General features: G+C 70.1%; 17 protein-coding genes and 2 pseudogenes. 6 read left to right on the plus strand and 13 right to left on the minus strand.

The window, feature by feature from the left end:
* Window positions 1–53 precede the first annotated feature (53 nt).
* Genes EER30_RS11585 through EER30_RS11605 form a run of 5 tightly spaced genes read right to left on the minus strand, consistent with a single transcriptional unit; the run spans window position 54 to window position 3,280 of the window.
* Entirely contained in the window at window positions 54–536 is a 483-nt protein-coding gene (locus tag EER30_RS11585; RefSeq protein WP_240669958.1) for a GAF domain-containing protein, read from the minus strand.
* The gene (locus tag EER30_RS11590; RefSeq protein ID WP_127500393.1) at window positions 505–1,188 is read right to left on the minus strand and encodes a GTP-binding protein; all 684 of its coding nucleotides are present in this window, start codon (window positions 1,186–1,188) and stop codon (window positions 505–507) included. Before EER30_RS11590 ends, EER30_RS11585 begins: the two co-directional genes overlap by 32 nt.
* On the minus strand, window positions 1,166–1,543 hold the full coding sequence (locus EER30_RS11595; protein ID WP_127500394.1) for a DUF742 domain-containing protein: 378 nt from the start codon (window positions 1,541–1,543) through the stop codon (window positions 1,166–1,168). Before EER30_RS11595 ends, EER30_RS11590 begins: the two co-directional genes overlap by 23 nt.
* Complete coding sequence (locus EER30_RS11600) at window positions 1,540–1,974, minus strand: roadblock/LC7 domain-containing protein (RefSeq protein ID WP_127500395.1); 435 nt, start codon at window positions 1,972–1,974, stop codon at window positions 1,540–1,542. Before EER30_RS11600 ends, EER30_RS11595 begins: the two co-directional genes overlap by 4 nt.
* A gap of 34 nt (window positions 1,975–2,008) precedes the next feature.
* Window positions 2,009–3,280, minus strand: coding sequence for a sensor histidine kinase (locus EER30_RS11605; RefSeq protein WP_164842290.1), 1,272 nt, complete (start codon window positions 3,278–3,280; stop codon window positions 2,009–2,011).
* Between the two features lie 543 nt (window positions 3,281–3,823).
* Between EER30_RS11605 and EER30_RS48545 the strand changes: the two genes are divergently transcribed.
* From EER30_RS48545 to EER30_RS48555, 3 genes and pseudogenes are all read left to right on the plus strand, one after another.
* Window positions 3,824–4,270 (plus strand): PAS domain-containing protein, encoded by a 447-nt coding sequence (locus tag EER30_RS48545; RefSeq protein ID WP_240669959.1) that lies wholly within the window; start codon window positions 3,824–3,826, stop codon window positions 4,268–4,270.
* Window positions 4,173–4,400, plus strand: a pseudogene (locus tag EER30_RS49680) (histidine kinase); the annotation flags it as partial. The gene EER30_RS48545 and the pseudogene EER30_RS49680, both read left to right, overlap by 98 nt.
* Window positions 4,401–4,482: 82 nt before the next feature.
* Window positions 4,483–4,833: an ATP-binding protein gene (locus tag EER30_RS48555; RefSeq protein WP_240669961.1), complete on the plus strand. Its 351-nt coding sequence runs from the start codon at window positions 4,483–4,485 to the stop codon at window positions 4,831–4,833.
* Between the two features lie 15 nt (window positions 4,834–4,848).
* Here EER30_RS48555 and EER30_RS49370 read toward each other — a convergent pair whose 3' ends face one another.
* A complete protein-coding gene (locus EER30_RS49370; RefSeq protein WP_255436560.1) occupies window positions 4,849–4,983 on the minus strand; it encodes a hypothetical protein in 135 nt (44 codons plus the stop codon).
* A gap of 201 nt (window positions 4,984–5,184) precedes the next feature.
* Between EER30_RS49370 and EER30_RS11615 the strand changes: the two genes are divergently transcribed.
* Window positions 5,185–5,472, plus strand: coding sequence for a hypothetical protein (locus EER30_RS11615; protein ID WP_127500397.1), 288 nt, complete (start codon window positions 5,185–5,187; stop codon window positions 5,470–5,472).
* Here the strand turns inward: EER30_RS11615 and EER30_RS11620 are convergent, their stop codons facing one another.
* The 5 genes from EER30_RS11620 to EER30_RS11640 form a co-directional block, all read right to left on the minus strand.
* Window positions 5,473–5,955, minus strand: coding sequence for a hemerythrin domain-containing protein (locus EER30_RS11620; protein ID WP_127500398.1), 483 nt, complete (start codon window positions 5,953–5,955; stop codon window positions 5,473–5,475).
* A gap of 75 nt (window positions 5,956–6,030) precedes the next feature.
* Window positions 6,031–7,068: a glycosyltransferase gene (locus EER30_RS11625; RefSeq protein ID WP_127500399.1), complete on the minus strand. Its 1,038-nt coding sequence runs from the start codon at window positions 7,066–7,068 to the stop codon at window positions 6,031–6,033.
* Window positions 7,065–8,204 carry a glycosyltransferase gene (locus EER30_RS11630; RefSeq protein ID WP_127500400.1) on the minus strand — a complete coding sequence of 380 codons (1,140 nt, stop codon included), beginning with the start codon at window positions 8,202–8,204 and terminating at the stop codon, window positions 7,065–7,067. The genes EER30_RS11625 and EER30_RS11630 overlap by 4 nt, the downstream gene beginning before the upstream one ends.
* A 67-nt stretch (window positions 8,205–8,271) precedes the next feature.
* Window positions 8,272–9,285: a glycosyltransferase family 4 protein gene (locus tag EER30_RS11635; RefSeq protein ID WP_127500401.1), complete on the minus strand. Its 1,014-nt coding sequence runs from the start codon at window positions 9,283–9,285 to the stop codon at window positions 8,272–8,274.
* Window positions 9,286–9,470: 185 nt separating this feature from the next.
* Window positions 9,471–10,292, minus strand: a complete 822-nt coding sequence (locus EER30_RS11640) for an ATP-binding protein (RefSeq protein ID WP_127500402.1) — start codon at window positions 10,290–10,292, stop codon at window positions 9,471–9,473.
* A gap of 260 nt (window positions 10,293–10,552) precedes the next feature.
* On the opposite strand from EER30_RS11640, the pseudogene EER30_RS11645 reads away from it, so the two are divergent.
* Together EER30_RS11645 and EER30_RS11650 are read left to right on the plus strand one after the other, a co-directional pair.
* Window positions 10,553–11,123, plus strand: a pseudogene (locus EER30_RS11645) (AI-2E family transporter); the annotation flags it as partial.
* Between the two features lie 118 nt (window positions 11,124–11,241).
* Complete coding sequence (locus EER30_RS11650; protein WP_127500403.1) at window positions 11,242–11,628, plus strand: STAS domain-containing protein; 387 nt, start codon at window positions 11,242–11,244, stop codon at window positions 11,626–11,628.
* A gap of 37 nt (window positions 11,629–11,665) precedes the next feature.
* Here the strand turns inward: EER30_RS11650 and EER30_RS11655 are convergent, their stop codons facing one another.
* Together EER30_RS11655 and EER30_RS11660 are read right to left on the minus strand one after the other, a co-directional pair.
* Window positions 11,666–12,889, minus strand: coding sequence for an alpha/beta fold hydrolase (locus tag EER30_RS11655; RefSeq protein WP_127500404.1), 1,224 nt, complete (start codon window positions 12,887–12,889; stop codon window positions 11,666–11,668).
* Window positions 12,890–12,897: 8 nt separating this feature from the next.
* Window positions 12,898–13,311 carry a PRC-barrel domain-containing protein gene (locus EER30_RS11660; protein ID WP_127500405.1) on the minus strand — a complete coding sequence of 138 codons (414 nt, stop codon included), beginning with the start codon at window positions 13,309–13,311 and terminating at the stop codon, window positions 12,898–12,900.
* Window positions 13,312–13,484: the final 173 nt, after the last annotated feature.

Raw genomic sequence — 13,484 nt, forward strand, 5'->3', positions numbered from 1 at the left:
AAGACGAGGTCGGACCGCCTCCGGTGGAGTGCGGCCCGACCCGAGTGATTGTTCTAATTTCCTTCCCGAGCATGGATCTGCGCGACCAGTTCGGCGGCGAGCGCCTTGATCGTCTCGAGCCCCGGCCGGCCCCAGGGGCGCGGTTCGAGGTCGACCACGCAGACCGTGCCGAGCGCGACGCCGGTCCGATCGATCAGAGGTGCGCCCAGGTAGGAGCGGATCCCGATCTCGTCCACCACGGGGTTGCCGGCGAACCGGGGATAGTCGCAGACGTCGTCGAGCACCAGGGCTTTGCGCCGGACCACGACGTGCGGGCAATATCCGTGCGCACGGGAGAACGTACGACCGGCCAGGCCCGCCCGCACCGGCCCCGGAATGGTGCCACCGGCGTACAGGCCGCCCAGGTACTGACGTTCCGCCTGGATGAAGTTCACCATCGCCAGCGGCGCCCTGGTGACGTCGCCGACCCGGCGGGCGAACTCGTCGAGCCGAGGATCCGCGTCGTCACCCAGGCCAAGCTCGTGCAACCGGCGCATGCGAGCGGGCACCTCCGGATCCGCCGGGGTGAGGGGATGGTGGCCGGACAGGTCGTAGATCATGCCGGGGCTCCGTTCGATCGGCGGGCGTGGAGGCGAGGAGACGGTGCAGCAGGTTGACGAGCACGCCGGTGGCGGATCGCCGGTCGCGCGCGTCGCAGTGCGCGATCGGAACGTCCGGCCTCAGGTCGAGAGCATCGCGGAGGTCGTCCAGTTCGTACCGGCAGGTGCCGTCGAATTCGTTGACCGCGATCAGGAATCCGATGCCGCGGGACTCGAAGAAATCGACGGCCGGGAAACAGTCCTCCAGTCGTCTGGTGTCGGCCAGCACGACAGCGCCGATGGCGCCGCTGGACAACTCGTCCCACATGAACCAGAAACGCTCCTGTCCGGGGGTGCCGAACAGGTAGAGCACATGATCCTCGCTGATCGTGATCCGGCCGAAGTCCATCGCGACCGTGGTCGTCGATTTGCCCTCGACGCCGGTCAGCCGGTCCGTGCCGGCGCTCGCGGTGGTGAGCAACTCCTCGGTGCGCAGCGGCTCGATTTCGCTGATCGCTCCGACAAACGTGGTTTTGCCGACGCCGAAACCGCCCGCGATCAGGAGCTTGAGCGCGGACGGGAACGCGTCAGAGCCGTCGTTCAAGGGCATTGAGAATGGTCTCCAGTACGGCCGGATTCTCCGAATCAGCCATCGGGTCGGGGGAGCGGGTGTCGACCACGCCCCAATCCACCAGATCGGAAAGCAGGATCTTGGTGACAACCGCGGGAAGCCTCAGCCGCGCCGCGACCTCGGCGACCGTGGTGACGCTGTCGCAGAGCCCCAGCGCCTGAGCATGGTCCGGTCCGAGCTGGCCGTGCGGCCGGCGTCCGGTGGCGATCACCATCGACAGCAGATCCATCCTGGTGGTCGGTTCGGTCCTGCCGTCGCTGACCGTGTACGGCCGGATGAGCCGTCCCGCGGCGTCGTCGAACCAGTGCTCATCGTCGGCCCGCAGCACGCTCACCGGCCGCGCACGTCCAGGAACTCGGGTTCATGGCGGGCCGGCGTCGACAGGTACGGCCGTACGCTCTTGACCATCTGCGCCATCTCGTAGCCCAGCACCCCGGGGTCGGCCGTCTTGCCGGCGACGACGGCGAGCACCGCCCCGGACCCCGCCGCCGAGACGAACAGCAGCGACTCGTCCAGCTCGGCCACCACCTGCCGGACCCCGTCGCTGCCGTCGAACCGGGTGCCGGCACTGCGGGCCAGCGAGAACAACCCGGAGGCGATCGCGGCCAGGTGGTCGGCGCCGTCGTCGTCCAGCCCGTGCGCGGCCTTGCGCAGACCGTCCGACGACAACAGCAGCGCGCTCTTCGTGTCCGGGACGCGGTCGACCAGGCCCGTCAACAGCCAGACAAGGTCCTGAGGCGTACGTGCGGGATCGGTGAGCGACATGTGAGCTGGGCCTTTCTGATAGCGGGGCCGGTGGTCAGCCATGGCTTCCGGAGCCGGGCACGTCTGCCTCACCCCGCGAGACGCCGTTCAGGAACGACGACATCAAGCCCGGGTGATGCTCGCCGGCCGGCGTCGAGTCCGGGCGAGGGGCGCCGAGCTGCAACTGCGGGGCCATGTGGGTCTGACTGCGGCGCCGCGGAAGCGGAGGCCGCGACGGAGCGGCGGCCGGTCGGACGGTCAGTCGCGTGATCTCAGCCGTGTCCTGCGCACCGCTCGGCGCCGGGTCCCGTACGGGAATGCGCTTCTGCAGCGGGACTCGTCGCTCGAGCGGAGGCCGAACCTGGAGCGGCTCCGCGGCCGGGGTCAGAACCGGTGCCTGCGGCGCTTCCGGTACGGATCCAGGCGCCGAACCCATCAGCAGAGGCGGCAGGATGACCACGGCCTGGATGCCGCCGTAGATGTTGGCCTGCAGCTGTACGACGATCCCGTGCTGGCGGGCGATCATCGAGACCACGTAGAGCCCGATCCGCCCGTCCCGCAGCAGGTCGTCGAGGTTGGTGTCGTCGGGGTTGACCAGCAGCCGGTTGACCTGGTCGAGGTCGGCGCGCTGCATGCCGAGCCCGCGGTCCTCGACCTCGATCGCCATTCCCGACGTGACATGCTGCGCGCGGAGCAGCACCTGGGTGTGCGGCGGCGCGAACATTGTCGCGTTCTCGATCAGCTCGGCGACCAGGTGGACGACGCTGGCGACGGCGTGTCCAGGCAGGGTGCCCTCGATCGGCGGCACGAGTTTGACCCGGGAGTAGTGCTCGACCTCGGCGATAGCGGAACGGAGCACCTCGGTCAGCGCCACCGGCCGGCTCCATTGCCGGCGCGACACCGACCCGCCGAGCACCGCCAGATTCTCCGCGTGCCGCCGGATGCGGGTCGCCAGGTGGTCGACCTGGAAGAGGCCCTTCAGCAGATCGGGATCCTCGACCTCGTTCTCCAGCCCGTCCAGCAGCTTGATCTCACGGTGGACGAGCGACTGCAGCCGTCGGGACAGGTTGACGAAGACCTCGACGTGGCGCCCGTCGGTGTGAACGGCCGGCGTAGCCGGGGCTCGCGCCTGCCCCAGTAGTTCGGTGAGCCGGTCGACCTCGGCGCGGGCCTCGGCGAGGGCCGCCCCCGACTCGACGGCCGAGGTCTGCGGCCCGCCCGACGGGACGCCCGACTGCCGGGCGGCACGGACGGCGAACCCGGCCACAGCCAGCACGGCGACGGCGACGATCAAATAAAGGACGATCAAATAAGGATCTTCGGGCATGAGCATCTCTCATTATTTGGTGATGCGGCAATGTCCGTGGAAGTCATTCACTGTAGAGGTAGGGAGGTGCATGACCAAGGCGGGAAACCGACCCACCATCGATCTGATGAATTGGTCGGCCTCAATGTTGATCGACATAATCAGAATGGGTGAATCGGCCGTGACAGTGGACCTGAGCGAACGTTATGGTCCTGCTGGGAGCAGTGTGCGTGCCGCCGCGGGGCTCAGCCTGGAACGACGTGCGGCGAGAGCTTGCGCCGACACGCTCCACCCGCCGATGAGACAGGCGCCGACGGCACGACACTCCGGCACCGACCCGGTCTCTGGCCCCACCACCACGGCACCGTCACGGCCCGGACGAACCCCGCGGGCGGCGGCACCCGTATCACGGTCACGCTGCCCGGACGGCAGCCCGCCGGGACCGATACGCCACTGTTCGCCCCGTCGGCGTTCACCAGCTCAGCGCCGTAGCCGATATCGGGCCTGGGTGAGTCGGCTTTCGCGTACGGTGTCCCTTAAGTGCCTTTGGTGAGGGTGGGCGCAGTGGAGATCGACTATCGGGCGTTGTTCCGTAGCGCGCCGACGGCGTTCGTCGTGCTGGATCCGGATCTGGTCATCGTCGAGGCCAGCGACGCGTATCTGACCGTCACGATGAGAGCACGCGCGGACCTTGTCGGCCGGCCCGTGTTCGACGCCTTCCCCGACAACCCGGGCGATCCCAACTCGGACGGGGTGGCCATGTGGGGCGCCTCGCTACGGAGGGTTCTGCGCGATCGGGTCACCGACACCATGTCCGTCCAGCAGTACGACATCCCGAATCCCGGGGAGCCTGCAGGCCGTGGTCGACAACCTGGACGCCGCGGTGATCAGCTGCGACGCGGCCGGGCGGCCGGTGCTCCACAACGACGCCGCGCGTGCCTTGGTCGGCACTCGTCTGGAGGGTGCGCCGGCCGAACAATGGGGGTCGCGTCTGCACCTGCACACCGCTGACGGGCTTCCGATGCGCTACGAGGAACTACCGGTCGTGCGCGCACTGCGTGGCCAGCGGGTCCGCGACGTCGAAGTGTTCGTTCGCCTCCCGGAGCAACCGCAGCGCCCTCTGCGTGTTCACGGCCGTCCGGTCTCCGGTCTGCCCGGCCTGGCCGCGGTGGTCGCCATGCACGATGTGACGCTGCACCGCCGCACCGCCCGGTTCAAGGAATGTGACCTGGAGGTATCCAGCAAGCAACGCCCTCACCTGGACCGACGAGCACGCCACGGTGGGGATCAACCTGCACGTGGACGACCTCGCCGCCGTGCTGACCGTGTCCAAAACCGGCGAACCGTTGCGCGCCGGCGAATGTGCCCGGCTGTTCGAACATTTCTTCCGCGGCGACTCCACCCGCTTCCGCGGCCTACCGGGCACGGGGCTCGGGCTGACCCTGGCGCGGGCCATCACCGAACAACACGGGGGCACCATCGCGGTCAGCGAACCCGATGAAGCCGTCACCACCTTCACCGTACGCCTTCCAACCGGTCACGTGGGTTCAACCGCCCGCGATCGGGGACGGTGACCAGCGGGCTGGCATTCAGTGCGTCGTGGCCGGGATGTTCGAGGTGTGCCCGTTCTCTTTTTCGCGCTTCAGGCGTTTTTCCGTCTGCTTCTCTTTGATCGTCCTGCCCTTTTTCTTGACGTTCGCCTTGGTCCTCGATTCCTTGGACATGATCGGGCCTCCCTGAACGGGTAGGTGGACGTGCGGCATGGTCGGTCTGCTCGCGGCTCGAGCGTCAAGCGGAAGGGCGCCTTCGGCCGCGTAATTCGCACCGTGTGGTGAGCCTACGCCCCTTCCCGCTTCCGAGATGATCCTGAAGTAGGCAGCGAGCGTACGGCCCAAATGAGCGCGTTCCACGCTAGCCTTGCGGCAATGGCTACTTTTCGCAGTGTCTCCGCGCTTCTCTCCGCCGACGGCGTCCGAACGCCCGGCACCGTCGCCCTGTTCACCGAGCCCGGGCGCAAGGGCAAGGTCGCGCCGTGGGCGGGTGACTTCCGGGTGGCCAACGACGCCGGCCAAGGCCCTGAGGACGCAGTCGGCAAGACCTTCACCCTGGAGATGCCCGACGGCAGGTCCGGCAAGGTCGTGGTGCAGAGCCTCAAGAGCGGAAAGGGCGGCGTCATGCTGGCGCTGATGGGTGAGGGCGCGTCGCCCTTCTGATCAAAGGGTCAGCGCCGCTTCTCCGTCGAGAGCCATGATCTGGACGTCCCGCATGGCGCTGGCCATCATGTGCAACCGATCGGCCGGCACATGACTGCGGAGCAACGGAAACTCGTCCCTCTCCTGCTCCGCGGCGTGGTCGCGCAAGGCGTCGGACAGGCTCGCGAACCGGGTGTCGAAGTCCGGGTGCTCGACGCCCAGCCGGGCCAGCTCGGTCAGCGACCGGTCAATCTGCGCGCCTTTCACCTGAGAGCCCAGGGCGACGGCGTCACCGCGCGGCCCGGTGTTGCGTACGGCCGGGTGAGCAACGGTGGTCTCCCCGAGTTGGTGCAGGTGGACGGCTTGCTGCAGCTTGGCCAGCAGATACTTCTTACGGCCGCGCTCAGACCCGCGCACGTCGACGCACAGTTGCCGGATCTGTTCGTGCTCCCGGCGCAGGGCATCGACGATGTCGGGCGATACAACGATCTTGAAAGACTGCACGGCGACCCCAGACGTCGGCGAGACGGCGCCGAGGTCTGGGGCGGTGACACCACTGACAGTACGCCCGTCTCGTCGCTATCGGGTCCGGTGCTGAAGGGTGGAGATGAGGGCGAGGGTGGATTCGGCGCCCTGGTTCAGGTTGGGCCCGTGCAGGGTCAGCCCGTCGTACCCGCCGCCGGTTGCGGGGTCCCACATGGCCCGGCCGATGTCGTTGGCGCCGAGGAACCAGTCGACGGACTGACGTGTTCCGGTGTGCCAGCCGGCGTCGCCGGTGCTGGCGGCCGCGGTGGCGCAGGCGTCGGCCAGCGCCGCCACCTCGATCGGTTGCTGGTCGTGGCGCAGCCTGGGGTTGCCGCGGAGCCAGCCTGACGACGGGAGCACCGACAGGTGGCCGTCGCTGATCTGGATTTCCAGCAGCCAGGTCAGCATCCGCAGGCCGGCCGCCCGGACCGGGGTGTCGTCGAGAAGATCGCCGGCGACGATGAGGGTCTCGGCGAGGGCGGCGTTGGCGTAGCTGAGCCGTTCCTCCGGCCACGGCCAGCGCGGGTCCGGCCCCGGACGGCCGATGACCATGGCGGCGTCGGCGAGAAGTTCCGCGGCCGGCCCGTTGCCGGGATCGGTGCGGAGCAACTCGGCCGCGCCGAGCCCGGCGAACGCCATGGCCCGTGGGGCGGTGGCCCGGCACGACGCGCCGAGGGCGAACGCGAGCAGGGCTTCCTGACGGATCCACGGAACCGGGCAACGGGCGGCGGCGGTGCCGAGGCCCCAGAGGGCGCGCCCCCACCAGTCGCCCAGACCGGGCTGGTCGGTCCAGCCCCGGTGGAACCCGAGCCGGTTGTGGAAGGCGCCCTGGGCGTCCTGCGCGTGGGTGAGGAAGGTCAGGTAACACTCCGCCAGCCGGATCACCTCGGCCGACGGGTCGGCCTCGCGGCTGGCGACGACGAGGCCACGGGCGACGTCGTCGGTGCAGTAGCCGTGTGCGCGGCGGGCGGTGGCGTGGCGGGCATGTTCGAAGAGGCCGGTGTCGTCGGTGAGCCGCACCAGATGCGCGAACGGGGGAGCGGGAACGTCGCGGTCGGGTCTCGGCGCCAAGGTCGCCGTCCTGACGGTCACGGGCGCGCCACAGCGACCGGCCTGGCACCGGCGGTGACAAGCGTCGTCGCGAGCTCGTGGTATCGCCGCGCGACGGCCGGCCAGCCCATCGCCGGCCCGGAGTGGCCGTTGCGTTCGAGCAGAGTGGCGGCCAGCGCGGGCCCGGCGATGATGCTGCGGATCGCCGCCGCCAGGGCGACCGGGTTCCGGTGGGGCACGAGCAGCCCGGGGCCGTCGGTGAGCAGTTCCACCGCGTGCGGGAACGGGGTGGCGACGACCGGGATCCGGGCCGCGACCGCCTCGACGAGGACGCCCGAGGTGACCTGCTCGGTGGAGTCGTACGGGAGCACGACCACGTCGGCCGAGCGGACGAGGGCGCCGAGGGCCGCGTCGTCGAGGTAGGCCGGTTCGTAGCGCACCCGGTGGGCGACGCCGAGGGCCGCGCCGAGCTGGTGCAGACCTTCCCGGTACGCCTCGCCGTGCAGTTCGGCGACCTTGGGGTGGGTGCGGCCGGCCACCGTGTAGACGGGTGCCGGCTCGACGTCCCGCAGCAGCGCCAGGCCACGTAAGGCCCATTCGATGCCCTTGCCCGGCCCCAGCAGTCCCCAGGTCAGCAGGTGCGGCTGGGTGCGCCCGGCGGTCCTGGCGCCGGCGTAGCCGGAGGCGCCGTGCGGGATCACGGAGATCTTCGCGGCGTCGACCGCGTAGCCGGCGATCAGCCGGTCGTACGCGGCCCGGGTGATGGTGACGACCGCGCCGGCGGCCGCCACGATCCCCTCGAGCAGCGATTTCTGGTTCGGAGTGGGATGGGTCAGCACGGTGTGCAGGACGACGACGCTCGGCACTGCGAGCCGGTGCAGCACGGAGAGGACTTCCTCGCCGTCGCGGCCGGGGTAGATGCCGTACTCGTGCTGGACCACGGCGACGTCGAAGGTGTCGAGTACCTGGGCGGTGTCGCGCCAACCGGCCGGCGTCGTCGCCGTCCAGGTGTGCACGACACCGGGTGCGGGCGCCAGGTCGTCCCCGTTCGCGGCGACGCGCACGATGCCGCCCGGAATGCCGACTGCGCCCAGATGAGCGACGAGGGCGGAGTTGAACGTCGCCAGGCCGCAGCGAGTGGGCGGGTGAGTGCTGAGGAATCCGTACCTGATCGTCATGGGCGTGCCTTTCGGTCGTCGGCCCGCCGCGGTTGAGCGCCGGCCGGGTCGAGAGAGCGGAGCGGGTTCAGCGCCGGCTCTCGACGATGAGCTTCTCGTAGACGGCCAGGTAGTCGGCGACCATCCGGTCGGCGCCGAAGCGCTCGCGGGCCCGTGTCCGGCAGCCGGCCCGATCGATCGTGTGGATCGAGTGCACGGCCTCGACAGCGCGGTCGACATCACGTACGAGACGGCCGGTGACACCCTCGTCGAGGATCTCGGGCAGGGCACCGCGCGGGTAGGCGATGACCGGCGTGCCGCAGATCATGGATTCCACGACCGACAGACCGAACGGCTCGTCGAAGTCGATCGGATGCAGAAGCGCCGCCGCACCGCCGAGGATCTCGCCGCGGCTTTCCGGGCCCACCGCGCCGAGGAAGACGACCCGATCACCGTCTATGTGCGGCGCCACTTCCTCGGTGAAGTAGCGCTCGTCCTGGACCGGGCCGCACAGGGTGAGAGGACGGCCGGCCCGGCGCGCGATCTCGATCGCCGTACCGGTGCCCTTGTCGGGGTGGATCCGGCCGAAGCTGACCAGCCCGGGCCCGCCGGACGGGTTGAACGGGAGCTCGTCGATGTCGACCCCGTGGTGCACCGTCGCGACGTAGTCGAGGCCGGGGCTGCGGTCGGCATCCGAGATGGACACGAACGAGGAGCCACTCGCCTGATATGCGGGCAGAATCCGCGGACTCGAGAACCCGTGCACGGTGGTGACCAGGGGCGCTCGGCAGTGCTGCGTGAAGGCGAGGGGGAGCCAGTCGAGGTGGCTGTGGACGATGTCGAACTCACCCGACCGGGCCAGGGCGTGCGAGACGTGCATCGCTTCGGCCACACGGCCGTCCACCGAAGGATCGTCCGCGTACCCGCGCGGGCACACGCCGTCGAGCCGGGCCGCGGTGATCGAATCCAAGGTCGCGAACAGGGTCACGTCGGCACCCGCGGCGACGAGGCCTTCCGCGAGCAGACCCGTCACCCGTTCCCAGGGGCCGTACGCTCGCGGTGGAGTCCGCCACGCCACCGGTCCCAGCAGGCCGACCTTCACGCGGATGCGGACGTGGCCGGCTCGGCCGGCGCGGCCGCATCGAGGTGGATCGTGGCCAGGACGACTGCCGTGGATATGATCATTTGTCTGCTTCCTGAACGCTGGCGGTGAACCGAAGCCGCCAGAGTCTGGAGCGACGATTGCCAGCGTACGCCTGTTGGCGGAACTGGCACGGTCGGTGCTCGTCAGGCCAGGCTGGCCCACACCACCTTGCCGCCGCGAGCCGGCATCGCCCCCCAGGCCGCGGCGATGGCGTGCACCAGCGGCAGGCCCCGCCCTCGGCTGTGCAGCGGTCCCGGCGGGGTGACGGCCGCCAGCCGGTGGTGGATGAAGGCCGGGGCGCTGTCCTGAACAGCCGTGTGCAGCCGGGCGGCGCTGCGGAAGACGGTCACGACGAAGTCGGTGCCGGCATGCTCGACCGCGTTGCCGGCCAGCTCACTGACTATCGACATGGCGTCGTCGGCCAGATGCTCGAGATGCCAGGCGCGACACGCCTGCCGCACCAGATCACGGGCGGTGCGTACGCATACGGGGTGGGGTTTCAGCTGCGCCTGCCACCGGTCCGCGGGTGACATCATCGCGGCGATCGCGACCTGGGCCTCGGGCACACCGCCGAAGACCCGTGGCCGCGGTCCGTCGGCGCGGCGCAGCTGCCGGCTCAGCGCGCCCCGGTCGGGCAGGCAGAACACCAGGCGGACCGGCGACGGGGCCAGACGTGCCTGACGCCACGCCGCCATCCAGAAGGTCAGACTGAGCCCGGCCACGTCCGTCAGGTGCTGAAGATCGACGATGACGGAGACCGTCGGGCCGGCCAGGCAGAGCCGCAGGCTGGCGGAGACCTGGTCACCGAAGGGCGGCGACCATTCGCCGTAGAGCCCCAGCTCGACCACCGAGGCGGTCGCGTCGCCGCTGGCGGTCACCGCTGTTCCCCGGCGATGGGTCGTCGTGGTGAGCAGGTACGGGGGTTCGAACGGTCGTGCGCGTCGTTGATCGTCGGTGGCGGTCATCGTCGTCCGTCCACGACCGACGAAGGCGCTGTCGGGGGGACGACGGGGTCGCTTGCTGGCACGGCTCGCTCCTGAGCACCTCGGTGAGAATGCACTGCCGAAGTCTGGAGCAGCCGGCGGAAAGGATTCATCCCCCGCCTTACCCGACGATATAACACCGGCCACGAAGGTCGCCCGTCTGTCCGATGATGGTTTGTCCGGTGCGGAGCAGGGTATCCGCGCCCTGCACGTCTGACGCCGTGGCCGCCTTCGGCGGCCTCACGCTGCTCGTAGCCTTCGTCGACGCCGTCGGGATCGGCATCGGCCTGGCGATTTTGCGTGCCGCTCGCGCTGCCGCTGGCCGCGCTGGTCTTCCTGGGCGGCTTCATCCCGGTCATCGGCGCCACCCTCACCGGCGCCGTGGCCGTTCTGGTCGCTCTCGTCACCGTCGGCCCGGTCAAGGCACTCATCGTGCTCGCCGTCGTGATCGCCGTCCAGCAACTGGAGGGCCACGTCCTGCAGCCCCTGATCATGGGACGCGCGGTGGCTCTGCATCCCCTGGCCGTCATTCTCTCCATCGCCACCGGTGTGCTCGTCGCCGGCATCATCGGCGGTCTGATCGCCGTTCCCCTGCTCGCGGTGGTCAACACCGCCGTGCGCTGTCTGGCCGGGCATCCGAACGGCGAGCCGGTGCCGGGCGGGGAGCCGCCGGGCACCCAGCGCACCGCCGACCACGACGCCGTCCCGGTCAGCGGGCCAGAGCAGCGTGCGGCTGATTCGGTCACCACGAACGGCGAGCAACCGGCGGCCGTCGCGGCGGCAGCGGGAGGTGAGAGTCGAGACGGGTCGTGAGAATCAGTGTCGGCAAATCAACCGGGACACGCCCGTGGAGCGTATGGTCGAGCGTGCGGCCCGTGACGAGCCGCGGCCCCGGACCCTGGCACACGATGATCCATGTCAGGGGTGGAATATGCCGCACTACAGCATGGCCGGCTGCACCGTTTCCGTGCGTGATGCCACCGCCGGAAGTGTCGTCGAAGTTTGCGTCTCCGGCGACCTTGATGGCGACGCCGTCCCGATGCTGACCGAGATCACGAACCATCTGGCCGGGCTGTCCGCGAGGCGCGTCGTCCTGGAGCTTCGGCAGCTCGACTTCGCCGGATCAGCCCTGGCCAACTGGATCATGCGGCTGCAAGGGCGGCTGGGCAGTGGAACGCCGGTCGTGGTGTGCCATCCTCGGCCGACGGTGCGCTGGGTCCTGAGGACCACCGGGATGGCCGAGCTGATCGATGACGGCCGGAGCGAGCGGGCGACGGCCGACTCCGCGAGCACTCGGCCCCGGCTGCGGCTGGTGTAGGAGCCGCCGATCTGGTGCGCGCTTCGTTCGGGCCCGATCAGTCGTGGTTCCGCCGGGCGATCTCCGCCCACACGATCTTGCCCGCGCGGCCGGCCCACCGCGCCGGCCGATTGCCCCATCGACGCGCGGTCGCGGCGACGATGAGCAGTCCGCGGCCGCCCGGCACGACCGGCGACGGGGTTCTCGGTGTCGGTGGTCGCGGGTCGGTGTCGGTCACCTCGACCACGACGGCGTCGGGCCGGCGCTGCAGGTGCAGCTCGCCGCCGCCGTCGGTGTGCCGGGTGAGGTTCTCGACCAGTTCGGTGGTGACCAGCAGGACATCGTCGGTCTGGTCGGTCATGTTCCAGTCGTGAAGAACCTGCTCGACCATGCGCCGTGCTTGCGCCGCCGATGTCGTGTGCGTCAGCGGCATACGCCGGTCGTCACTCGGGGACTCCGCCAGCCGGCCGACGGCTGCGGCAAAGGCGACCGCCTGCGCGGCGACCAGTGCCCCGGCGGTGGTCACGGCGTTGTGCGCCGCGCCGGGGATCTCGGCCGTGTCGGCCGCCGGGGCCAGGGCGGCCGCGCGGGTGACCCACTCGGCGGGAGCGATCGGATCGTACTGACCGCGCAGGACCCGGATCGGGGCCGCCACGACGGGAAGGCGGTGTTCGATGTGGTGAGCGACGGCATGCTTGAGCGTGCGCAGGATGCGCCGTACCCCCGCGTCACGCAGGTCGGCCAGGATCATGGTCGCCTGGCGAGGGTCCTCGCGGAGCAGGTCGTTCGCCCAGCGGCGGATCTGCGCGCCGGAGGTCGGAGCGGAGGGATCGACCGTCGGCCCGACCAGAATGAGGGCGGCGACCAGGTCGGGCCGACGGATCGCGAGCTCCACGGCGATCTGGCAGCCGAACGAGTTGGCCAGCACCAGGATGGGACCAAGGTGGACCTCGTCCATCCAGGCGGCGACGAAATCGGCGTGCTGCTCGGCGGTCAGCGCCTCGGCCGGGTCGCCGGAGAAGCCGAAGCCGGGCAGGTCGGGCACGTACACCGAGCCGGGCAGCGCCGCGGCGGTCGGCATGAGATATCGGTGCGACACCGCCAAGCCGTGCAGGAGGAGCCACGCCGGTGCCTGCTCGGCGGGGTCGATGCGCTGCCGGATGTGCAGGCGCAGCCCATCCACCGTTGTCAGGATGCTGACGAACCCGTCGGCGGCGACGGGCGCCGCACGGGTCAGCCGCCGCTGGGCGGGGCTCATGCGGGCGGTGCGAGGCCGGGGCATGCCGTTGACTAACCCACGACCGGGCGGCGAACCGGGGCCGGGGGTTGCCGGCTGGTCACCACGTATTTCCGCAGCCGGACGGTCTCGGAGGTCGCTCGGTAGCCATGGACGGAGCCGAGACCGTAGTAGGTGTACAGCTTGTCCTCTTCGCCCGGGCCGATCTCGCCGTCGGTGTCGACGCGTGGGGCGTTCTTGACACGGTCCTTGTCGAACGGGACCTCGAGCCGGTCGTCGGTCAGGGTCGCCCGGTTCAGCGGCACAAAGGATTCCCTGGTGCCGGCGAGGCCGGTGCGGACGCTGAGCCATTCCGGCTCGCCCGTTCGATCGTCGAGGTAGACCTGGCCGGCGGAGCCGATCTTCCCACCGCCGGCGGCGTAGACGTCGGCGCCGTTGATGTACTGCAGATCGGACTGGTTGATCATGTGGGTCCCTTCGAGGGCGGCGAGCGCGCGGTCAGAACCCGGGAGAACGAGCCCTGACCCCTGAAGGCACCTTGATCGCTCGGCGGCGAGTTCCGTGGAAACCGGCTGGAACGCCGTCCTCGGTGGCGGCGTCGAGTGTGAGCCGCTGGGTGGACGGTTGCCCCGGACTGTCT

The sequence above is a fragment of the Actinoplanes solisilvae genome (genome assembly GCF_003999975.1).
In the GTDB taxonomy this organism is placed as follows: Bacteria; Actinomycetota; Actinomycetes; order Mycobacteriales; family Micromonosporaceae; genus Actinoplanes; species Actinoplanes solisilvae.